This is a genomic window from Corallococcus praedator, assembly GCF_003612125.1.
Taxonomy (GTDB): Bacteria; Myxococcota; Myxococcia; order Myxococcales; family Myxococcaceae; genus Corallococcus; species Corallococcus praedator.
The window spans coordinates 1-18,130 of the sequence record NZ_RAWI01000184.1 but is presented as its reverse complement, the minus strand read 5'-3'; the positions used below and the strand labels follow the sequence as shown (position 1 = coordinate 18,130).

The following is an 18,130-nucleotide window of genomic DNA, read 5'->3' as shown; positions in this document are numbered from 1 at the left end:
CCACAGAGCTCTACACCCTAGAGTTCGTCGGCAGCGTCAGATGTGTATAAGAGCCAGGGGCGGGAATGCTATGTGTCTGGGATGGACGCAGCACCCGCCGCCCTTTGTCCCAGACACCCTGAAACGCTCGCGGAAGGAACCTGCACCCGGTGTGGCACCTTCACGTGCGGCCTGTGTCGCAAGGGGTTGGGGGTGAACCAGGGGCTGTGTCCTTCCTGCCAGGATTTGAGCCGGAGCGGGAAGCCCTCCGGGCGGGCCATGCTGTCGCTGGTGTTCGCCACTGTGGGCTTCTGCGGCTTTGTCCCTGGCATCGTCGGGCTGGTGCTGGGGCAGAAGGAGCTCAACGCCATCGAGGCCGGCAAGGCGCCCGGGGCGGGACGCGACCCGGCGCTGATCGCGCGCAACCTGGGCTGGTTCCACGTGGTGATGTTCTTTCTCCTCCTCCTGGGGCTGTACACCCACCTCTGAGCTGGGGAAGGGAGTGCGTCGATGGGTTCGTTGAGGCTGGCATTGGAAGAGGGCGGGCCCATGCGCCTGGCGGTGCTCTGGGGCTCGAACTGGCAGGGTCTGGAGATCACCCTGGACGATGAGCCGGTGGGCGCGGTGGCCGACAAGCTCCAACTGGAGCAGGGCGTGGAGTTCAAGCTTCCGGACGACAGCGTGCTGCACGTGCAGCTGCTTCACGTGCCGACGCCGGAGCTGCGCGTGCTGCGCAACGGCGCGCCGCTGCCCGACGCCGCGTCGGATCCCGTCCAGCAGGTGCGCACCGCCACGTTCCTGCTCTACGGGCTGGCGGCCTTCAGCGTCGGCGTCGCGATGGTATCGCTCGTCATGACGAGCAAGATGCGGCAGCAGCTCCCGGTGAGCGCGTCCAACCTCCTCTTCGGAGGCGTGCTGGCGGTGCTGGGCTTCTTCATGTTCAAGCGCTGGCGCGCGGCGCCGCTGCTGGCCATCCTGCTGTATTCGTTCGACACTCTCTCCACGCTGTACGTGGCGCTGACCTCGGAGAAGGTGGGGGGCATTTCCGCCCTGACGGGGCTGGTCATCCGCATCTTCATCTTCGGGGCGCTCGGCAAGGGCTTCCTGGGAGCGAGGGAGCTCGCGAGGCGTGAGAAGCAGCCGCTGACCGCCGCGCCACCCTCCCTGGGCCCGGCGGTCGCGTTTCCGGAGGCCTAGCGCGCGGCTACCACTGCGCGGGGTCGGCGTCGGCGAAGGTCGTGCCGGCGGCGATCTCGTCGAACCAGATGCTGCGCGTGCCCTGGCTGCCCTGCATGGAGCCGCTGTCGTACCAGCCATTGGCGTACAGGCCGACGCGGAACTGGAAGTAGCGGTCGTCGGACACGGTGGTGCTCAGGTTGTACTGCTCCAGCACCTTGGTGCCGTCGAACCAGAGCTTGAAGAAGCCGGTGCCGTCGCTGGCCCACTTCGCCTGGATGATGACCTTGTGCCATTCCCCGGCCGTCACCGTGGCCAGGTTGCCGAAGGTGACCGTCTTCTGGTTGCACACCGAGCCCTGCTTCACGCGCGTGAAGAGCTGGTTGCCGGAGAGCCACACCATGGTGGACGGCATGTAGTCGTCGCAGCCGGTGTTGGAGAAGTCCGCGATGAACTGCGCGATGTTGTAGGACTGCGGCTGGAACTGCCAGTCCGCCTGCAACCGGAACGCGAAGCCGTAGAAGCCCGTGTCGCCGCGCCGGTACACGTTGTTCTTCACGACCTCTGAGTGGTAGCGGCCGTTGTAGGAGGGGTCGTAGATCTGCGTCACCTTGATGGCCGTCGGCCCCTCGTAGGTAACGTTCGTCACCTCGTTCACCGTGCCGTTGTGCTCCCGGTTGATGGAGTTCCAGCCGGAGAGCGTGCCGGTGTTGCGGAAGATTTCCGCTGCCTCCGCCACCAGGCCGAACGCGAACAGGGAAACACCCGCGGCAATGCCAACGTTCTTGAGCTTCATTGCAGGGAGTCCTTTCTGGACTTTTCCACTGCCATTGATTCTATCTCGTTTTGCTCGTTTTTCAAGTTAAAACCCAGGCAGGTTTGTTAGGCTGGGTTCTCCACCTGGGAGGACTCATGACCGCGATGCGCCGTCTGATGTTGTGCTTGGGTTTGGTCGTATTTTCCGCGCAGGGTGCCTTCGCGGCACAGGGAGAAATCCTGGCCCGTCCATATGGGACGGTGCCCGGGATGACCTTGGGCTTCTGGGAGTATCTGCCCCTGGGCTACGACGACGCGCCCACCGAAACGTTCCCGCTGGTGGTCTTCCTGCATGGGACGGGCGAAGTGGGCAATGGCAGTGCGACGGCGCTGGAGAAGGTGATGAACCTCAACGCGCCGCCCCGGCTCATCCGCAACGGACGTGATTTTCCATTCATCCTGATCGCGCCCCAGCGCTTCAACGCGTTCATCTCGGTGGGGGAAATCGACGCAATCATCGAGTACGCGAAGGTGCACTACCGGGTGGACCCCAGCCGCATCTACCTGACGGGCATCTCCGCGGGCGCCATCCAGACCTGGGCCTACGCGGCGGTGCACTACAACAAGCTGGCCGCCATCCTCCCCATCGCGGGGAATGCCTCCAGTCTGAACCTCTGTCCGGCGGCGGCGTCAGGGCTGCCCGTGTGGGCCTTCCACGGCACGGCGGATGGCCAGGTCTCCCAGTGGGGCTCCATCAATCCGGTGAACCAGATGAACACCACCTGTTCGCCCGCCGCGAACCCCGCGGCGCTGCTCACGCTCTATCCGGGCGTCGGGCACGATTCCTGGGGCCGGACGTTCGATGGCTCGGCGGGGCATGACGTCTACGCGTGGCTGTTGGGCCATTCGCTCTGAGTTTCAAGGGGCGGTCATGACAAGGCCATGACCGTTCCCAGACATGTTTGCCTTTCGGTGTCCAGGCTTCGCAGAGTGGGGCTCTCTTGACGCAAAGGGAGTTCCCACATGCCGAAATCCGCGCGTTGCATTGTCTTGACGTTCCTCGCCGGCCTCTGCGCCTGCGCCGCCGCGCAGCAGACGCCGCCGGGTGGGGTGCACGACTCACTGGACGTCCGCGTGCTGAACATCGTGGACGAACAGGGCCGGACGCGCATCCGCCTGGGGGCACCGCTGCCCGACCCGCAGGGGATGAAGCGCAAGTACAAGGCCGTCGGCATCCAGCTCCTGAACGCGGAGGGGAAGGAGGTGGGGGGCATCGGGATGATGGATGAGACGAACTCCCGTGCGCTCTGCTTCGACACCGAGGATGGCTACGAGTCGCTGTGCCTGGGGCTCTTCAAGGAGCAGCCCTCCGTCTACCTGATGGTGAAGGGCAAGGACCGCATCTCCCTGAGCGTGGACCACGACGTCGCCAGGGTGGCGGTCAGTGACGCGGAGGAGAAGCCGCGCCTGCTGCTGACCGTGGACAAGGACGGCAAGACGCACGTCGAGGGCCTGACGCCGCCGCAAGAGAACCGGTAGCGAAGGCGTCCTCGCGGAGGTAGGGTGGTGGATGCGTGCGAGTCCCCGGGGTGGGGGCTCGGAGCCCGGACGAGGTGCGCCGTACCCGGTCACGACAAGACGACGCCTTCACGGGAGTCGTGCGTCATGTCGTCGTGGATCCTCCTTGTCATCGCCGGTCTGCTGGAAGTGGCCTGGGCCATTGGCCTGAAATACACGCAGGGGTTCACCCGGCCGCTTCCCAGCATCCTCACCGTGGCGGGAATCGTCGCCAGCATGGGCCTGCTGTCCTACGCGGCGAAGAGCCTGCCCATCGGCACGGCCTACGCGGTCTGGGTGGGCATCGGGGCCTTCGGCGCGGCCGTCATGGGCATGGTGCTCTTCCACGAGCCCGCTACCGTGCCCCGGCTGTTCTTCCTGGGGTTGTTGCTGGTGGCCATCGTGGGATTGAAGGCGACCAGCGGGGGGCACTGAAGCCCCAGCAGTCGAAGGCCCATCAGGCAATGATATCCTCCCATCCGAGAAGGCCTGGATGGGGGGAACCGTGGCTGCGAAGCACTACCAGACCCAGAAAGAGCTCAAGCGGGAGCACGAGAAGAAGCCCAACGAGAGCGGCTGCATCTGGAAGCACTACATCCCGAAGGGCGACTGGCAGGCGCATCCCTGCCACTACCAGAACAACAGCTTCAAGATCTCGAAGGGCGCGCGTGCCGCGAAGTACACGCCGGACGCGGCGCGGGTCGAGAAGGTCCGCGGCAATCAGGGCGAACTCAAGAAGCAATACGAAGAATCGCTCAAGGACCATCGAGAGGCGTCGGAGAAGAGGCTGCGCGACCTCTCCCAGGAGCGTTCGGCGGCCAAGGCCAGTGGAGAAACACTCCCGGGCCGTGTCCATTTCCGGTGGTTCGTGACGCTGAGGCAGGTGGAGGCACTGCGGAAGCTGGACCCGAGCGAGCTCTTGAGCCGGTACTTCGACGCGTTCTCAGATGCCTTCAAGCGCCTGGCCATGAATGACAAGGCCTGGGAGGTCGGGCACACACTGGAGCCTCGCTTCGTCAATGCCAGGTACCTGGGATTGGCGGGGAGTTTGAAAGCCCAGGTCTTGGGCGTGGTGGCCCCCGTCGGCTTCGCGCCGAACCACGACCTTGCTCGGCTGGGATCGTGGTACCCGTATGACCACGAACACCATCACATCATCCCGGACACGTCGCTGCGCAACGGCATGCTTCGCCTGCCGGACGCACAGACTTCCTTCCAGCAGCGCCTCTCCGTGTTGATGGAGTCGAAGTGGAACGTCCACAACGACAAGAACGTCATCCTCCTGCCGGATGACGTCACCATCGCGGACATCCTCGGGCTCCCGGCGCATTGCCCCTGGGGCTCGACCGGGCATGAGGCGTACTCCGAGCAGGTCGAATCCTCCATCGAGAAGATTGCCGCGCAGATCGACGAGGAACTCGCCGTGGGCGAGGAGGATGCCCACGAGGCTGAGAAGAAGGCGGGACTCCGCCTGAAGGAGCAATTGGAACTGCGGTCGCTTTCCCTGTATCGACAGATTGTGAATAGGGAAGTGACCCTGTAGGGCGTCTGATGATGCCGCGTCATGGAATGAGATCCACGATGACCCAGAAGCGATTCTCCTACTTCACGTTGCCGCACTTCCCAGGCCCGGAAATCGCAGCGACCGAACCGTTCACCGGGCGCCACCTCCCCAAGCCCATCCGAACCCGTTGGGGCGTGCCCATTGGCATGGACTTCCATCCGGCCACGGTGGTGACGCTCTCCGCGAAGTCGGGGCCTCGCTTCACGGACTTCATCCACACGACGACCCGACTCATCCTGGCTTCGGAGCAGGTATGTGGCCTCTTTCAAGCAGAGGGCGTGACCCGCGAGCAGGCCGAATACCTTCCGTTCGTGCTCAAGGACAAGAAGGGCAAGGTCCGGCCCGAGAAATACCTTCTGATCAATCCCCTGATGAAGTTTCCCTGTTTCGATTTCGAGCGCTCCGAGTACGCCCTGTTTTCTGAAGAGGCAACGACCACGCCCGGGGTGAAGGAGATCTGCGGCATCGAGAAGTTGCAGGTGAGGGAGGACCAGATTCCGGCGGACGCGAAGCTGTTCCGGCTGGCGGAATACCCGGATGTGAAGCTCATCCGCTCCGACCTGTTGGACGCACTCAAGGCCCAGGGCCTCGACAGTGGGCTGGCGGTGCTGCCGCTGGGAGGGTTCCTGACGTGAGCCTCAAATCACTGGAGTTCACCCTCCGGAATCTGGGCACCCTGCTGGTGCGGCACCTGGATCAGCTTTCGGAGCCGGAGCCATCGAAGCTGCTCGAACTCAGTACCCTCTACCGGCGCATTGGCATCGGTCATCTGCTGGCCCACCACGACGTGCGTGAGTTCGCGGAGAACCTCTTCAGCAGCGCGGAGACGTATCTGATGCTTCTGCGCATGCAGGAGCCAGGCGCGGAAGGCCCTCGCTCCCTCCTGGCGCGAAGCCGGGGCGTTCCCCTGCTGGATGCGCTTTGCCTTGGCGCCTGGGACCTGGCCCGGGACATTGACGGCGCGATGCCAGCGACGTGGTGGTCCGACGTGGAAGAGGAGGAGGCCTTTCTCTTCTTCAAGCTCCTCCCCGCGCTCATCGACGGGAAGGTGGATCCCGGAGCTGCGCGAAAGCTGGCGGCACTGCTGGAGGCCGAGGGCACAGCCCGCCTGCGCGCTGTCGATGCCGTGCTCCGGGCGGATGAGCGGGCCTTCGAGGATTCGCTGCGGACGCTGACGGATGACTGGCGTATCGCCATCGAGCAGGACCGGGAGACCCGTCCGGTGGACCCCTACCATGACCACACGGAGGCCCAGGTGTTCATCGAGGGTGCGGCGCTCGTGAGGCTGGCCCGGCTGCGGGGACTGAAGGCCCAGGGGCGGTGCGACTTCATCCCCGCGTCCATCCTGCGGGACCTCACGCAGGTGTTGCCGTCACCCTCCGTGGGTTGAGCGACGAACTGGAGTCGGTCATGCGGCTGGCCCTTACCGGCATGGGAATGCTCAGCACCTTGGGGGATGACGTCGTCTCTTCGTGCGCGGCGCTTCGTTGCGGCATTGCGCGTCCGGCACCGCTGCGCTTCGACGTCTACTCGGAGGATGAAGAGGAGGGGGTGGTGCGTGTCGTGGGGCATCCGCTTCAGGGCCTCACGAACGGGTTCGAAGGTCTTGGCCTCTACACCCTCATGGCGGCGCATGCCTTGAGTGACCTCGTCCGGTATGCAGGGCTGGACCGACAGGACAGGGCGTTCTGGGCTTCGACAGCGGTCTTCCACTGCCTCTCGCGCCCGCGCATGGAGGACCTGGGGATTCCCTTCGAGGAGCTGTTGAGAAAGCGGCTCGTTCCGGCGGTCCTGGCGGAACTGGAGCTTCCTGGTGTTTCCGGGCAGGGACGCAGTTTCATGTCCGGCCACGCTTCGGTGCTGGAGGCGATCCACGCGTCCGGGCAGGTGCTTTTCGATGGTGGGGTGAAGCGCGTCATCCTCCTGGCCGTGGACAGCCTCGTGGGCGGTGACGACGTCATGTGGCTGGCACAACGGGGGATGCTCAAGACGCCGGAGCGACCCGTGGGACTGATGCCAGGGCAGGCCGCGGTGGCGCTCCTGCTGGAGGGCGAGGTCGAGGCGCGTCGTCGCGGCGCACGGATGGAGGCCTTCATCGATGCAGTCCACGTTGGCGTGGAGCCCGACAGTCGGGAACGTCGAAAATCCGGTTCGGGGTTGGGGTTGGCGGGAGTCCTGACTCGGACCCTCGCGTCCCGCCAGGTGGTTCCTGAAGCCTATGGAGACCTGAACGGGGAGGACTCCCGCGCGCGGGAGTGGGGGAGTGCGCTCGTGCGCCTGTCGGGCACGCATGACCTGCCGGTTGCTCCCCGGTGTCCCGCGATATCGCTGGGCGACACGGGTTCGGCGAGTGGGGCCATCGCGATTGCCGCCGCCGCGCGTTCCTTCGTTCGCGGTTACGCCAAGGGGGCGGAAGTGCTCGTCTGGTCCAGTTCGGACTCGGGTGAGGTCGCCTCGGCCCTCGTGGTCCAGGGTGACCGTTCCGAGAGGGTGGCGCGCAGGAGCGATTGAACCTGAGCGCATATCGGACCGTGACGCACCTGCCTGTCGCCGGGCCGGATCGAAAGATCAGCCGATGCCTTCCTGATTGCCGCTCTTCGCATCATCACGTTGCCCTTCTACAGAGGGAAGACGGCAAGGAGCGGAACGATGGCGGATCTGGCGACAGCGGTGACGGAGCGCTTGTTGATCGACGCGGGCATTCGCGAAGGGATGCGCGTGCTCGATGTCGGCTGCGGGAGGGGCCTGGTCTCGTTGCTCCTCGCGCGCCTCGTGGGGGCACGGGGACAGGTGGTGGGCGTGGACATCGATTCACGTTCGCTCGCGGTGGCGCGGGAGACGGTCCAGGACGCGCGCATCACCTTCGTGGAGGGCGACTTCCGTTCGCTCTCGTCCGAGCACGGCCTGTTCGACGCCGCAGTTGGAAGACGGGTGCTGATGTACCAGCCGGATGCAGTCGAGGCCCTCCGCGGCCTCGCCCGTGTCCTGCGACCTCGTGGCTTGATGGCATTCCAGGAGCACGATTCGACGGTGGCACCGACGAGCCTCACGCCCCTGCCGCTTCACGAAAAGGTGCGTGCCTGGATGTGGCGCACCGTCGAACGTGAGGGTGGCAATGTGCACATGGGCTTCGGCCTCGCATCCGCGCTCACGCGGGCGGGCCTCACGGTGGAGCAAGTCCGGGCCGAGGCCATCGTGCAGACCCCGGCGATGCACCATCCCGTGGGCGCCATCCTGCGCGCGATGCTTCCCCGCATCCTGGAGCGGGGCGTGGCCACGGAGGAGGAGCTGGGCATCGACACGATCGATGCGCGCCTTATCGAGGAGCGGACGCAGGCGGATGCGACGTACATTGGGGAGATGGTCTTCGGCGCGTGGGCACGGCTGCCCCGGTAGGCGTCATCCGTCCCGGAGTGAGGTGAGCTTGAAGAGCAGGAAGGCGCCTGCCAGGCAGAGGAGGCCCAAGAGCCCCGCCATGACGGGGACCCGCCACGGGCCGCTCGCGCCGGCGAAGAACATCGTCTGTGTACGCGGGTCCAGGCGCAATTCCACCTGCTCACCCATCCGGTCCGGCCGGTCCGAGCGCGTTTGCTCGACCACGGCCTCCCGCGTGGCGCCCTCCGCCTCGTAGCTCACGCGGTATTTGAAGCAGGGGTAATAGTACCTGCGATTGTTGCGGTCCTTGCCGCTGCACCGGTCTTCTTCGTGGCCGCTGATGGCGCCCGACACATTCACGGCGTGGGCCTGGACGTCGAAGGCGTCCCGGCTCAGCACGAAGGAGGCGACGAGCAGGCCCACCGCGAAGGCCCCCAGAAATACGATGGCAACCCAACGCCTGAACGGACTGACGCTCACAGCTGGGCTCTCCGGTGGTGGCTGCCCGGAGCGCCCTGCCGGGCCCCAGGGCATGAACCGGCATCCTAGCGCGTGTCAGTAACGCAGGCGCGGTCAGCCCGGTGGTGAGCCTGTTTGGGCGTGACGATTGGCACAGGGACGGCCCTATCAGGCCCCCGATCTGCACCTTCTTTGCAGGGCGGCGATGCGCTGTCGCAAGATACCTCCATGTCATCGCTCCGAGATTTCAAAATCTATCTGGCCACTGAGTACGTTTCGCCCACCACAGGGGCTCCGCTCGGTGCCGGAGCATCCGGAGATTACCCCTCGCGTCTGCGCCGCATTGAACGGCTGACCCAGCAGCAAGTGGAGGGCGCGAGTCCCGATAGCCTGCGCACGCTAGCCGAGCAGCTCGGTGGCGACCATGTGGTGGCCAACAAGCTGAACCGGAAAGTAGTCGCAGACATACGGGTCGCGCTCAAGTGTTACGCCGACTATCTGTCCCTGCGCTCAAACCGGAGCGGTGACGAGGACGGCCTCAGAGAGCTTGGCGCTGATGCGATCGTGGCTGAACTGGAGAGGATTGGCTTCTCTTCGACCACTCCGCGCAAGGACCTTCATGAGCTACAGCGACGAGCCCTGGTCATCTATGTGAAACGGCTGACAGCTCACCAGCGGATCGTGATTCAGCCAGATTTTGAGCTGAACTATTCGAGGCTCTGCGCCATCCCTGGCGTCGTCAGAGAACCAATTCTCAGCTTCTACCACGACCCCTCGATGTCGCGGTTTCCGCGCCGTGACGAAGGCGGGACAGAGGCCGTTCCGTACGGGCTTGATTTCGACGTCGTAGATTCCGCGGCGCTGCGCAAGTTGGTCCATGCTCTTGATGCAATAACCGCAGACGACGGGTTTTTTCAGGCGGCAACTCCTCTTGAGGATCCAACGACTGAAAAGCAGCAGCTTCACAAGGCTCGCGTAGGCCAGGGGCGTTTCAGGGCTGACTTGATCGAGTACTGGGCCGGGACTTGCCCACTGACCCGCATTCAAATTCCAGAGTTGCTGCGGGCTTCTCACATCAAACCCTGGAGTAAGAGCACCGATCGCGAGCGGTTGGATCCCTTCAACGGACTGCTTTTGGCCGTTCACTTCGACACGCTCTTCGACCAGGGCTACATCAGCTTCACTGACGAAGGAGAACTCCTCTTGGCGCAGGCGCTTGGTGCAGCGGAGCGCGACGTATTCGGACTCGAGGGGGCACTTCCGCGGCTCTCGGTGGACCCCAGGCACCTTGCTTACCTTGCCCACCACAGGGCGCACGTGTTCTTGGGGCCGATTCCTCCTCTTGGATGAAGGCTGAGGACTGGTGACGAAAGGGCATTCGAAACCATGCCCCATGGCGGGCACAGGTTTGCGGAGACAAGTGGCGGTTTCCGACATCCCACCCGTGCCGGACTGTGGGGGAGTGAATCCTCGCTCGACACGGTCCTTCCGTGACCAGGACCCTGCGGGCGGAGGATGCGCGCCGGCTCCCCACGCGAGGACACGACGATGAGCGACGCGAAGTTCGAGCTGTTCTACTGGCCGGGCCTCCCGGGCCGGGGCGAGTTCGTCCGGCTGGTGCTGGAGGAGGCGGGCGCGGACTGGGTGGACGTGGGCCTGCTGCCGGAGTCGCAGGGCGGCGGCGCCAGGGCCATCATGGACATGTTGGGCAAGGGGGCCGTCCCCGCGTACGCGCCGCCAGTGCTCAAGGTGGGCGACCTCGTCATCGCCCAGGCTCCCAACATCTGCTCCTACCTGGGCGAGCGCTTCGGTCTGGTGCCCCCGGACGAAGCCGCCCGGCTGCATGCGCGCCAATTCCAGCTCACCGTCGCGGACGTGGTGCTGGAGGCGCACGACACGCACCACCCCATCGCGGTGATGAAGACCTATGAAGAACAGAAGGAGCCCGCGAAGGCCCGCGCCCAGGTCTTCCGCGCCGAACGCATTCCGAAGTACCTGGGCTATTTCGAGCGCGTGCTGAAGGCGAACACGCGGGGCGGCGGCAGGTATCTGCTCGGCGGGGACTTCACCTATCCGGAGCTGGCACTGTTCCAGCTCGTGGAGGGCCTGCTCTACGCGTTCCCGAATGCAATGCGGAGCATCGCCCCACAGGTGCCCGGCGTGATGGCCCTGCGTCAGCGCATCGCGGAGCGCCCTCGCATCGCCGCGTACAAGGCCTCCCAGCGCGCCCAGCCCTTCAACCCGAAGGGCATCTTCCGCCACTACGCGGAGCTGGACGAACCGAACGCGATGAAGTGACCCTGGGGCACGGCGGCGACCTCGCGGGCGAAGAACAGGTCCTCGCCCACGCCGTGCACGCGCACCTGGATGAGCGGATCCGAGGGGTACTGCCGGGGCGGATCGTCGAATACGAGCGCCACGACGACGCCCACGCGGTCCAGGAACCGCTCCGTGATGGGATCGTCCGGCTCCGTGCGGACGATCATCACCGCCGCGCCAATGCGCACCGGCGCGCCGTCCACGTCTTCCGTCAGAATGAGCGAAGGGTCATGCTTCATGGAGCGTAGGTCCGGGGTTTGAGTCGTTTCGACAGGGCCCAGGTCATCAGGGCCAGGAGCGCCCAGGCGCCCAGGTGATACGCGGCCACGTGTCCAGCGCCCTGTTCGCAGGCCAGCTCGCCCACGAACGCGCCCACCGTGCCCGCGGCAAGTCCCGCCACCACCGCGCGCAGCGGATCGAAGGCCGCCTGGCGCAGCACCCCCAGCGCCACGACCACCGGCACCAGCGCCATCGCCACATGCCCCGCGGTGCAGACCCAGGCGGGAAGGGCGGACGGGCCCAGGGGCGCCGCCCGGGTGAGCACCAGCAGCGCCGCGCTTACCGCCGCCATCCCCACGCCCACCCACCGCAGCGGACGCCGACGCGGCGCGAGCGCCCCCCACGAACACACCGCGCTCGTGGACAGCAGGAGCGCCAGCATCGGCGCGCGGCCCAGCAGCGCCGGACCCGAGGCCTGTCCCAGCGCCAGGAGCACGCCCGTCACCGCCAGCGCCATGCCCGCGGCCGCGGCGAACAACCCCACCGCCTGCGAACGCCAGCGCCGCACCGGCTGCCGCAGCGACAGCTCCGCGCGGGACGCCGCGAGCGCGCGCTCCAGGGCCCGCGGATCCAACCGGGGCGGGGGCGAGGACAGCGGGTCGGAAGGGCCGGGCATCAGGCGTCCTCCAGCCCGCCGAGCAACTCGCGCAGCTTCTCGTAGCCCCGGTGCGCCCGCAGCCGGGCCGCGCCCGCGCGGATGCCACGCAGTTGAGCAATCTCCTCGAAGGACCAGCCCTCCAGCTTGCTCAGCACCACCGCCTCCCGCTGCTCCACGGGGAGCTGCTGGAGCGCGTCCTCGATGCGCCGGCGCAGCGCCGGGTCGCCCTCGGGCGCCGGCACCGACGTGGCGCCCTCCGGGGCCGCGTGCGCGTGGGCATCCACGTGCTGCTGGTGCCTCAGGGCATCGCGGGCCGCGTTCGCCGCGATGGTGAGCAGCCAGGGGGTGAAGCGCGTGCCCGGCTCGTAGCGTCCCCGCGCGCGGATGACCGACAGGAATGTCGTCTGCAAGAGGTCCTCCGCCAGCGGTCCGTTCCTCACCATGCGCGCAAGGAAGCCGTGCACACGTCCGGCGTGTCGGGCGAAGAGCGCCTCGAACGCCGAGTGATCTCCCTGACAGAACAGGTCCATGAGCGCTTCGTCCGTGACGCTCCCCATCGTCTGGCTCACGGACGGCCCTTCCCGGAATTCGTTTCCGGACGTGGACGGTTGATGCTCCAGGACTTCCAAGGGCTTGAAACCACTGGCCCCTGGGAAGCCTTCGGCAGGGGGATCCTTTCCCCGAAGCGACCGGCTAGTGTCGCGCGTCTTTCCGGTCTCCTCGCGTTTTCACACTTCGAGCGCACATGTCCCCGGCCGAGGTCGTCATCCAGAACACGTTGTTCGAGTCGCTCCTGCGCTGCGTCCGCCTGGACTCGTCGCTGCGGGAGCGGCTGGCGGCGGCCGGGTACGATCCGGACCGGCCCCGCGCCTCCTATCCGGCGTCGGTGTTCCTGCGGTGCCAGAACCTGGTGCTCGCGACCGCCTACGCGGGCCGGCTGCCCCAGGAGGCCCTGCGGCAGATGGGGCGCGACCTGGTGCGCGGCTTCTTCGAGACGCTGGTGGGCAAGGTGGTGAACGTGGCCCTGAAGGTGGCCGGCCCCGAGCGCGCGATGAAGCGGGTGGCGCTGAGCTTCCGTTCGGTGATGGAGCCGGTGGAGATCCAGTCCACGGAGCTGGCCAAGAAGGACTGGCGGGTGACGTTCCAGGGCTACCCCTTCCCGGCGGAAGCGGCGGCGGGGTGCTGTGAAGAGGCCCTGCGTCAGTCCGGGGCGGCGAGTCCCACGGTGGTGCTGGAAAGCGACACCGGCACGGGCCGCTTCGAGCTGCGCATCCGTTGGTAGGACGTCGGTGTGCACGCGGTAACGGTGGGCATCATCCTTCCACCGAGGCATGGCTGAATGCGCTATGAGGGCCCCATGAAAATCGGCAAGGACAGCGTTGTCGCCATTGATTACAAACTGCACCTCGGCGACGGGGTGGTGGTGGATGAGAGCGAGGCGGGAGATCCGCTCGTCTACCTGCACGGCTACGAGGAGATCGTCCCCGGCCTGGAGAAGGCCCTGGAGGGCAAGGCGGCCGGTGAGACGCTGAAGGCGACCGTCTCCGCGGCGGACGGCTACGGGGACTACGACCCGGAAGGCGTGGAGGAGGTGCCGCGCACCGAGTTCCCCGAGGACCTGGAGATCAAGGCCGGCGGCATCCTGAGCGCCACGGATCCGGACGGGGACGAGGTCGACTTCCTGGTGAAGGAAGTGAAGAAGGACACCGTGCTGGTGGACTTCAACCACCCCTTCGCCGGCAAGGAGCTGCACTTCGAGGTCACCATCAAGGAAGTGCGCGCGGCCACGCCCGAGGAACTCGAGCACGGGCACGCGCACGGCTCGGACGACGACCACGATCACTGACCGGCGGGGCCCTTCGGTCGGGCCTTACCGTGGGAGCGGGCATGGCGCCCGGGCGTCGCATCCGGGGCCCGGGTGGAGCGGCCATGGTCGGCCTGGGGAGGACCCGGGTCGCGCTGCTTCGCGAGGAACGCCTCCATCTCCTTGCGGAAGATGGGGTTCTTGCGAGGCACCTCCGCGAGGGGCAGCTCCTGGCGGATGATGCTTTCGATGTCGCGCAGGGTGCGGCGCTCCACGTCCAGCGCGAAGAGTGACGCCCGTCCACTGGCCTCCGCGCGAGCGGTGCGGCCGATGCGGTGCACGTAGTCCTCCGGCCCATGCGGGATGTCCAGGCTGATGACGTGGCCGATGTCGTCCACGTCCAGGCCGCGCGCGGCGAGGTCGGTGGCCACGAGGCAGCGGTACTGGCCCCGGCGGAAGCCCTCCAGCGCCTGACGGCGCTGGGCCTGCGTGCGGCCCGCGTGCAGCGCGGCGGACTTGTGGCCCGCGGCGGCGAGCAGCTCCTTCATCTTGTCCGCGCGGGCCTGGGTGCGCACGAACACGAGCGCGCTCGCCTCATCCTCGGCGAGCAGCGTGAGGAGCAGGGGCCACTTCTCCTCCGGCTTCACCATGTACAGGTGCTGATCCGCGCGCGGCGCGGGCGTCCCGCTGGGGGTCACCTCCACGCGCACGGGCTTGTTGAGCGCGCGCTGACCGAAGCGGGCCACGTCCGCGCCCAGCGTCGCGGAGAACAGCAGCGTCTGGTGCTTGCGCGGCAGCGCCTGGAGGATCTGGTTGATCTGCGGCAGGAAGCCCATGTCCAGCATCCGGTCCGCCTCATCCAGCACCAGCGTGCGGATGTGCGACAGGTTCACGGCCTTGATGCCCAGCAGGTCCACCAGCCGGCCCGGGGTGGCGACGATGAGGGTGGGGCGCTCCTTCAGCTCCGCCACCTGGGCGTTCATGTCCTCGCCGCCGATGATGGTGATGGGCAGCACGCGCCGGGGCTCGCCGAAGAAGCGGGCCTGCTCCGCCACCTGCTGCACCAACTCGCGCGTGGGGGCGAGGATGAGGCCCAGCGTGCCGCGCTCCCCGGCGAAGCGCTCAATCATGGGGAGCAGGTAGGCGGCCGTCTTGCCGGTGCCGGTGGCGGCGCAGCCGATGACGTCACGGCCGGACAGCGCGGGAGGAATGGCCTGCGCCTGGATGGGCGTGGGGGTACCGAAGCGGGCGCGCTTCACGGCACCCAGCGTTTCGGGAGACAGGCCCAGGGACTTGAAAGTGGCACTCATGCCCCCACGCCTCCCACGTCCGGGCCGGGGAGGGAAGGGGATTGACACACAAGCAGGCGCGCCCCAGGCCTGTCTGGGGCGCGCCGGGGTGCCTTTTCAGGCCGCGTTCAGGGCCGCGCCGTGGTGGCGCAGGTGGTCCTCCATGAACGTGGAGACGAAGTAGTAGCCGTGGTCGTAGCCCTCCTGCATCCGCAGCGTGAGGGGCTGGCCCACCGCGTCGCAGGCTTCCTTGAGGAGGGACGGGTGGAGCTGATCCGGCAGGAACTTGTCCTTCGTGCCCTGGTCCACCAGCAGCGCCGGCACGCGCTTGCCGGAGCGGAGCAGCTCGGTGGCGTCGTACTCGCGCCACGTCTGCTCATCCGGGCCCAGGTAGCCGCCAAAGGCCTTCTTGCCCCAGGGGCTGCGGATGGGGGCGCCAATGGGGGCGAACGCGGACACGGAGCGGTAGCGGCCGGGGTCGCGCAGCGCCGTGACGAGCGCGCCGTGCCCTCCCATGGAGTGGCCGAAGATGCCCTCGCGGTCCATGCGCGCGGGGAAGTGCGCGCCGATGAGGCCGGGCAGCTCCTTCGTGATGTACGTGCCCATCCGGTAGCGCGCGCTCCACGGCGCCTGGGTGGCGTCCAGGTAGAAGCCCGCGCCGGTGCCGAAGTCCCAGTCGGTGTCCTCGCCCGGGATGCCCGCGCCGCGAGGACTGGTGTCCGGCGCCACGAGCATCAAGCCCAGCTCGGCCGCCACGCGCTGCGCGCCGCCCTTGGCGGGAAAGGTCTCCTCGGTGCAGGTGAGGCCCGCCAGGTAGTACAGGACGGGCACCTTGCCGTGTTTCGCCTGGGGCGGGGTGAAGACGCTGAAGCGCATCTCGCCGCCGCAGGCTTCGGACGGGTGCTTCCAGAAGGACTGCGTCCCCCCGAAGCACGCGTGCTCGCTGACCAGCGTGGGGGCGGTGCTCATCCGTACTTCACCACGCTGCGGATGGACTCGCCTTTGTGCATCAGCTCGAAGCCGTGGTTGATGTCCTCCAGCTTGAGCGTGTGGGTGATGAGCGGGTCCACCTGGATCTTCCCGTCCATGTACCAGTCGACGATCTTGGGCACGTCGGTGCGGCCGCGCGCGCCGCCGAAGGCGCTGCCCTTCCACACGCGCCCGGTGACGAGCTGGAACGGCCGGGTGCTGATCTCCTGCCCCGCGCCGGCAACGCCGATGATGATGCTCTCGCCCCAGCCGCGGTGGCAGCACTCCAGCGCCTGGCGCATGGTCTTCACGTTGCCGATGCACTCGAAGCTGTAGTCCGCGCCGCCGCCGGTGAGGTTGACCAGGTACGGGACGAGGTCGCCCTCCACGTCCTTCGGGTTGACGAAGTGGGTGAGGCCGAACTTCTCAGCGATCTCCTTGCGCGCGGGGTTCAGGTCCACGCCGACGATCATGTCGGCGCCCACCATGCGCGCGGCCTGCACGACATTGAGGCCGATGCCGCCCAGGCCGAAGACGACGACCTTCGCGCCGGCCTCCACCTTCGCGGTGTAGACGACGGCGCCCACGCCCGTGGTGACGCCGCAGCCGATGTAGCAGACCTTGTCGAAGGGGGCGTCCTCGCGGATCTTCGCCACGGCGATCTCCGGCAGCACCGTGTAGTTCGCGAACGTGGAGCAGCCCATGTAGTGGTGGATGGCCTGCTTGCCCAGGCGGAAGCGGCTGGTGCCGTCCGGCATCAGGCCCTTGCCCTGCGTGGCGCGGATGGCCGTGCACAGGTTCGTCTTCTGGGACAGGCACGACTTACAGCCGCGGCACTCCGGCGTGTAGAGCGGGATGACGTGGTCGCCCTTCTTCACGCTGGTGACGCCCGCGCCCACGTCCACCACGATGCCCGCGCCCTCGTGGCCGAAGATGGCGGGGAACAGGCCTTCGGGGTCCGCGCCGGAGCGGGTGAACTCGTCCGTGTGGCACAGGCCGGTGGCCTTCAGTTCGATGAGCACCTCGCCCGCCTTGGGGCCCTCCAGGTGCACGGTTTCGATGCTCAGGGGCTTGCCGGCCTCGAAGGCGACGGCGGCGCGGACGTCCATGGTGGGGCTCCAGGAATGGGGAACGAAGCGTCCCCACTGTAGAAGCCACGCGCGGATCCGGCTGTGAAAAGTGGGGACTCCACGCATCGAGCGTCCGCGCCCGGACCCTGCGCGTGCGGGCGCTCGATACACGTGTGCCCGCAGCTACACGGAGATGAGGCCCTTGCGGATGCCCTCGGTGACGGCCTCCACGCGGTTCGTGACCTCCAGCTTCCGGTAGATGTGCTCCAGGTGCGTGCGGATGGTGGCCTTGGACAGGGTGAGCAACCGGGCCGCCTCGCTGTTGGACACACCCTTGGCGATGAGCTGGAGGATTTCGCGCTCGCGATCCGACAGGGGCTTGAGCAGGGGTTCCTGCGCGGAGGTGTCCTGGAGGGCTTGAGCCGGGGCGGGATCGACGGCGGAGGGCGCCACCGCCAGCGGTTCGGTGGGCACGGGGCTGGAGTCCGGCTCCACGCGGAAGTGGCGCAGCAGGCGCCGCGCGAGGTTCGGCTGGATGACGGTGCCTCCGGCGCGGACCTCCTTGATGGCCTCGACGATCTTGTCCACCGTCGCGCCCTTGAGCAGGTAGCCGGACGCGCCCGCCTTCACGGCCTCCAGGACTTTGTCCTCCTCGTCGAAGATGGTGAAGATCAGGATCTCCATCTTCGGAAAGCGCGCCTTCACCTCGCGCGTGACGTCGATGCCGCTCATGCGCGGCAGCCCCAGGTCCAGCAGCAGCACGTCCGGCGCCGCGCGCTCCACCTCCTCCATCGCGGCCTCGCCGGACAGGGCGGTGCCCACGATGTCGATGTCCGGGTGGCCCTCGAAGAGACGGAGCTGGTTCTTCAGGATCTTGGTCTGGTCCTCCACGACGAACACGCGGATGGGCAGGGGGGCGGCGGCAGGGGTCGGGTC

Annotated in this window: 23 protein-coding genes and 1 riboswitch; of the genes, 14 read left to right on the top strand and 9 right to left on the bottom strand. The window is 67.1% G+C overall.

Features of this window, described 5'->3' with window-relative positions:
• Positions 1-258 precede the first annotated feature (258 nt).
• The gene (locus D7Y13_RS48115; RefSeq protein WP_233595696.1) at positions 259-468 is read left to right on the top strand and encodes a hypothetical protein; all 210 of its coding nucleotides are present in this window, start codon (positions 259-261) and stop codon (positions 466-468) included.
• Between the two features lie 21 nt (positions 469-489).
• Positions 490-1,176: a hypothetical protein gene (locus D7Y13_RS22670; RefSeq protein WP_147444367.1), complete on the top strand. Its 687-nt coding sequence runs from the start codon at positions 490-492 to the stop codon at positions 1,174-1,176.
• A gap of 7 nt (positions 1,177-1,183) precedes the next feature.
• On the opposite strand, the gene D7Y13_RS22665 is transcribed toward D7Y13_RS22670, so the two are convergent.
• Complete coding sequence (locus D7Y13_RS22665) at positions 1,184-1,951, bottom strand: polysaccharide lyase family 20 protein (RefSeq protein ID WP_120534549.1); 768 nt, start codon at positions 1,949-1,951, stop codon at positions 1,184-1,186.
• A 230-nt stretch (positions 1,952-2,181) separates the two neighbouring features.
• Here D7Y13_RS22665 and D7Y13_RS22660 point away from each other — a divergent pair, with 230 nt between their 5' ends.
• The 8 genes from D7Y13_RS22660 to D7Y13_RS22625 all read left to right on the top strand — a co-directional run bounded on the left by D7Y13_RS22660 (position 2,182) and on the right by D7Y13_RS22625 (position 8,428).
• Entirely contained in the window at positions 2,182-2,826 is a 645-nt protein-coding gene (locus tag D7Y13_RS22660) for a carboxylesterase family protein (RefSeq protein WP_233595695.1), read from the top strand.
• A gap of 108 nt (positions 2,827-2,934) precedes the next feature.
• Positions 2,935-3,450 (top strand): hypothetical protein, encoded by a 516-nt coding sequence (locus D7Y13_RS22655; RefSeq protein WP_147444366.1) that lies wholly within the window; start codon positions 2,935-2,937, stop codon positions 3,448-3,450.
• A gap of 51 nt (positions 3,451-3,501) precedes the next feature.
• Positions 3,502-3,559, top strand: a riboswitch (guanidine-III (ykkC-III) riboswitch).
• Between the two features lie 17 nt (positions 3,560-3,576).
• On the top strand, positions 3,577-3,903 hold the full coding sequence (gene sugE / locus D7Y13_RS22650; protein WP_120584448.1) for a quaternary ammonium compound efflux SMR transporter SugE: 327 nt from the start codon (positions 3,577-3,579) through the stop codon (positions 3,901-3,903).
• Between the two features lie 70 nt (positions 3,904-3,973).
• Positions 3,974-5,011, top strand: coding sequence for an AHH domain-containing protein (locus D7Y13_RS22645; protein ID WP_158620412.1), 1,038 nt, complete (start codon positions 3,974-3,976; stop codon positions 5,009-5,011).
• A gap of 38 nt (positions 5,012-5,049) precedes the next feature.
• Positions 5,050-5,667, top strand: a complete 618-nt coding sequence (locus D7Y13_RS22640) for a hypothetical protein (protein WP_120584446.1) — start codon at positions 5,050-5,052, stop codon at positions 5,665-5,667.
• Positions 5,664-6,422 carry a hypothetical protein gene (locus D7Y13_RS22635; protein ID WP_120584445.1) on the top strand — a complete coding sequence of 253 codons (759 nt, stop codon included), beginning with the start codon at positions 5,664-5,666 and terminating at the stop codon, positions 6,420-6,422. The genes D7Y13_RS22640 and D7Y13_RS22635 overlap by 4 nt, the downstream gene beginning before the upstream one ends.
• A gap of 20 nt (positions 6,423-6,442) precedes the next feature.
• Positions 6,443-7,543, top strand: a complete 1,101-nt coding sequence (locus D7Y13_RS22630) for a hypothetical protein (RefSeq protein ID WP_120584444.1) — start codon at positions 6,443-6,445, stop codon at positions 7,541-7,543.
• A gap of 138 nt (positions 7,544-7,681) precedes the next feature.
• Positions 7,682-8,428 carry a class I SAM-dependent methyltransferase gene (locus tag D7Y13_RS22625; protein ID WP_120584443.1) on the top strand — a complete coding sequence of 249 codons (747 nt, stop codon included), beginning with the start codon at positions 7,682-7,684 and terminating at the stop codon, positions 8,426-8,428.
• Between the two features lie 3 nt (positions 8,429-8,431).
• Here the strand turns inward: D7Y13_RS22625 and D7Y13_RS22620 are convergent, their stop codons facing one another.
• Positions 8,432-8,830 carry a DUF3592 domain-containing protein gene (locus D7Y13_RS22620; RefSeq protein ID WP_147444365.1) on the bottom strand — a complete coding sequence of 133 codons (399 nt, stop codon included), beginning with the start codon at positions 8,828-8,830 and terminating at the stop codon, positions 8,432-8,434.
• Between the two features lie 264 nt (positions 8,831-9,094).
• On the opposite strand from D7Y13_RS22620, the gene D7Y13_RS22615 reads away from it, so the two are divergent.
• Together D7Y13_RS22615 and D7Y13_RS22610 are read left to right on the top strand one after the other, a co-directional pair.
• Positions 9,095-10,216: an HNH endonuclease gene (locus D7Y13_RS22615; RefSeq protein ID WP_120584441.1), complete on the top strand. Its 1,122-nt coding sequence runs from the start codon at positions 9,095-9,097 to the stop codon at positions 10,214-10,216.
• A gap of 198 nt (positions 10,217-10,414) precedes the next feature.
• Positions 10,415-11,164, top strand: coding sequence for a glutathione S-transferase (locus tag D7Y13_RS22610; protein ID WP_120584440.1), 750 nt, complete (start codon positions 10,415-10,417; stop codon positions 11,162-11,164).
• Here D7Y13_RS22610 and D7Y13_RS22605 read toward each other — a convergent pair.
• The 3 genes from D7Y13_RS22605 to D7Y13_RS22595 are packed head-to-tail and all read right to left on the bottom strand — an operon-like array spanning position 11,128 to position 12,619.
• On the bottom strand, positions 11,128-11,424 hold the full coding sequence (locus D7Y13_RS22605) for a Carotenogenesis protein CarS (RefSeq protein ID WP_120584439.1): 297 nt from the start codon (positions 11,422-11,424) through the stop codon (positions 11,128-11,130). The genes D7Y13_RS22610 and D7Y13_RS22605 overlap by 37 nt on opposite strands.
• Entirely contained in the window at positions 11,421-12,080 is a 660-nt protein-coding gene (locus D7Y13_RS22600) for a DUF1109 family protein (protein WP_120584438.1), read from the bottom strand. Before D7Y13_RS22600 ends, D7Y13_RS22605 begins: the two co-directional genes overlap by 4 nt.
• A complete protein-coding gene (locus tag D7Y13_RS22595) occupies positions 12,080-12,619 on the bottom strand; it encodes an RNA polymerase sigma factor (protein ID WP_120584456.1) in 540 nt (179 codons plus the stop codon). The genes D7Y13_RS22600 and D7Y13_RS22595 overlap by 1 nt, the downstream gene beginning before the upstream one ends.
• 188 nt (positions 12,620-12,807) lie before the next feature.
• On the opposite strand from D7Y13_RS22595, the gene D7Y13_RS22590 reads away from it, so the two are divergent.
• Positions 12,808-13,344, top strand: coding sequence for a DUF2378 family protein (locus tag D7Y13_RS22590; RefSeq protein ID WP_120534536.1), 537 nt, complete (start codon positions 12,808-12,810; stop codon positions 13,342-13,344).
• 75 nt (positions 13,345-13,419) lie between these two features.
• Positions 13,420-13,908 carry an FKBP-type peptidyl-prolyl cis-trans isomerase gene (locus D7Y13_RS22585; RefSeq protein ID WP_120584437.1) on the top strand — a complete coding sequence of 163 codons (489 nt, stop codon included), beginning with the start codon at positions 13,420-13,422 and terminating at the stop codon, positions 13,906-13,908.
• Here the strand turns inward: D7Y13_RS22585 and D7Y13_RS22580 are convergent.
• The 4 genes from D7Y13_RS22580 to D7Y13_RS22565 all read right to left on the bottom strand — a co-directional run bounded on the left by D7Y13_RS22580 (position 13,902) and on the right by D7Y13_RS22565 (position 18,106).
• The gene (locus tag D7Y13_RS22580; RefSeq protein ID WP_120534534.1) at positions 13,902-15,176 is read right to left on the bottom strand and encodes a DEAD/DEAH box helicase; all 1,275 of its coding nucleotides are present in this window, start codon (positions 15,174-15,176) and stop codon (positions 13,902-13,904) included. The two genes, D7Y13_RS22585 and D7Y13_RS22580, sit on opposite strands and share 7 nt — an antisense overlap.
• A 96-nt stretch (positions 15,177-15,272) precedes the next feature.
• Positions 15,273-16,124: an S-formylglutathione hydrolase gene (fghA, locus tag D7Y13_RS22575; RefSeq protein WP_120584436.1), complete on the bottom strand. Its 852-nt coding sequence runs from the start codon at positions 16,122-16,124 to the stop codon at positions 15,273-15,275.
• Positions 16,121-17,233 carry an S-(hydroxymethyl)glutathione dehydrogenase/class III alcohol dehydrogenase gene (locus tag D7Y13_RS22570; RefSeq protein WP_120534532.1) on the bottom strand — a complete coding sequence of 371 codons (1,113 nt, stop codon included), beginning with the start codon at positions 17,231-17,233 and terminating at the stop codon, positions 16,121-16,123. The genes fghA and D7Y13_RS22570 overlap by 4 nt, the downstream gene beginning before the upstream one ends.
• Before the next feature lie 144 nt (positions 17,234-17,377).
• The gene (locus D7Y13_RS22565) at positions 17,378-18,106 is read right to left on the bottom strand and encodes a response regulator (protein WP_120584455.1); all 729 of its coding nucleotides are present in this window, start codon (positions 18,104-18,106) and stop codon (positions 17,378-17,380) included.
• Positions 18,107-18,130 lie beyond the last annotated feature (24 nt).

What these genes read in the sequence shown, in the direction of transcription:
- D7Y13_RS22590 (WP_120534536.1), top strand. Translation starts at nt 12,808, where the DNA reads ATGTCCCCGGCCGAGGTCGTCATCCAGAACACGTTGTTCGAGTCGCTC.
- D7Y13_RS22595 (WP_120584456.1), bottom strand. Translation starts at nt 12,619, where the DNA reads ATGGGGAGCGTCACGGACGAAGCGCTCATGGACCTGTTCTGTCAGGGA.
- D7Y13_RS22585 (WP_120584437.1), top strand. Translation starts at nt 13,420, where the DNA reads ATGAAAATCGGCAAGGACAGCGTTGTCGCCATTGATTACAAACTGCAC.
- D7Y13_RS48115 (WP_233595696.1), top strand. Translation starts at nt 259, where the DNA reads ATGCTGTCGCTGGTGTTCGCCACTGTGGGCTTCTGCGGCTTTGTCCCT.
- D7Y13_RS22630 (WP_120584444.1), top strand. Translation starts at nt 6,443, where the DNA reads ATGCGGCTGGCCCTTACCGGCATGGGAATGCTCAGCACCTTGGGGGAT.
- D7Y13_RS22580 (WP_120534534.1), bottom strand. Translation starts at nt 15,176, where the DNA reads ATGAGTGCCACTTTCAAGTCCCTGGGCCTGTCTCCCGAAACGCTGGGT.
- D7Y13_RS22655 (WP_147444366.1), top strand. Translation starts at nt 2,935, where the DNA reads ATGCCGAAATCCGCGCGTTGCATTGTCTTGACGTTCCTCGCCGGCCTC.
- D7Y13_RS22640 (WP_120584446.1), top strand. Translation starts at nt 5,050, where the DNA reads ATGACCCAGAAGCGATTCTCCTACTTCACGTTGCCGCACTTCCCAGGC.
- sugE (WP_120584448.1), top strand. Translation starts at nt 3,577, where the DNA reads ATGTCGTCGTGGATCCTCCTTGTCATCGCCGGTCTGCTGGAAGTGGCC.
- fghA (WP_120584436.1), bottom strand. Translation starts at nt 16,124, where the DNA reads ATGAGCACCGCCCCCACGCTGGTCAGCGAGCACGCGTGCTTCGGGGGG.
- D7Y13_RS22610 (WP_120584440.1), top strand. Translation starts at nt 10,415, where the DNA reads ATGAGCGACGCGAAGTTCGAGCTGTTCTACTGGCCGGGCCTCCCGGGC.
- D7Y13_RS22625 (WP_120584443.1), top strand. Translation starts at nt 7,682, where the DNA reads ATGGCGGATCTGGCGACAGCGGTGACGGAGCGCTTGTTGATCGACGCG.
- D7Y13_RS22605 (WP_120584439.1), bottom strand. Translation starts at nt 11,424, where the DNA reads ATGAAGCATGACCCTTCGCTCATTCTGACGGAAGACGTGGACGGCGCG.
- D7Y13_RS22665 (WP_120534549.1), bottom strand. Translation starts at nt 1,951, where the DNA reads ATGAAGCTCAAGAACGTTGGCATTGCCGCGGGTGTTTCCCTGTTCGCG.
- D7Y13_RS22670 (WP_147444367.1), top strand. Translation starts at nt 490, where the DNA reads ATGGGTTCGTTGAGGCTGGCATTGGAAGAGGGCGGGCCCATGCGCCTG.
- D7Y13_RS22570 (WP_120534532.1), bottom strand. Translation starts at nt 17,233, where the DNA reads ATGGACGTCCGCGCCGCCGTCGCCTTCGAGGCCGGCAAGCCCCTGAGC.
- D7Y13_RS22660 (WP_233595695.1), top strand. Translation starts at nt 2,182, where the DNA reads ATGACCTTGGGCTTCTGGGAGTATCTGCCCCTGGGCTACGACGACGCG.
- D7Y13_RS22600 (WP_120584438.1), bottom strand. Translation starts at nt 12,080, where the DNA reads ATGCCCGGCCCTTCCGACCCGCTGTCCTCGCCCCCGCCCCGGTTGGAT.
- D7Y13_RS22615 (WP_120584441.1), top strand. Translation starts at nt 9,095, where the DNA reads ATGTCATCGCTCCGAGATTTCAAAATCTATCTGGCCACTGAGTACGTT.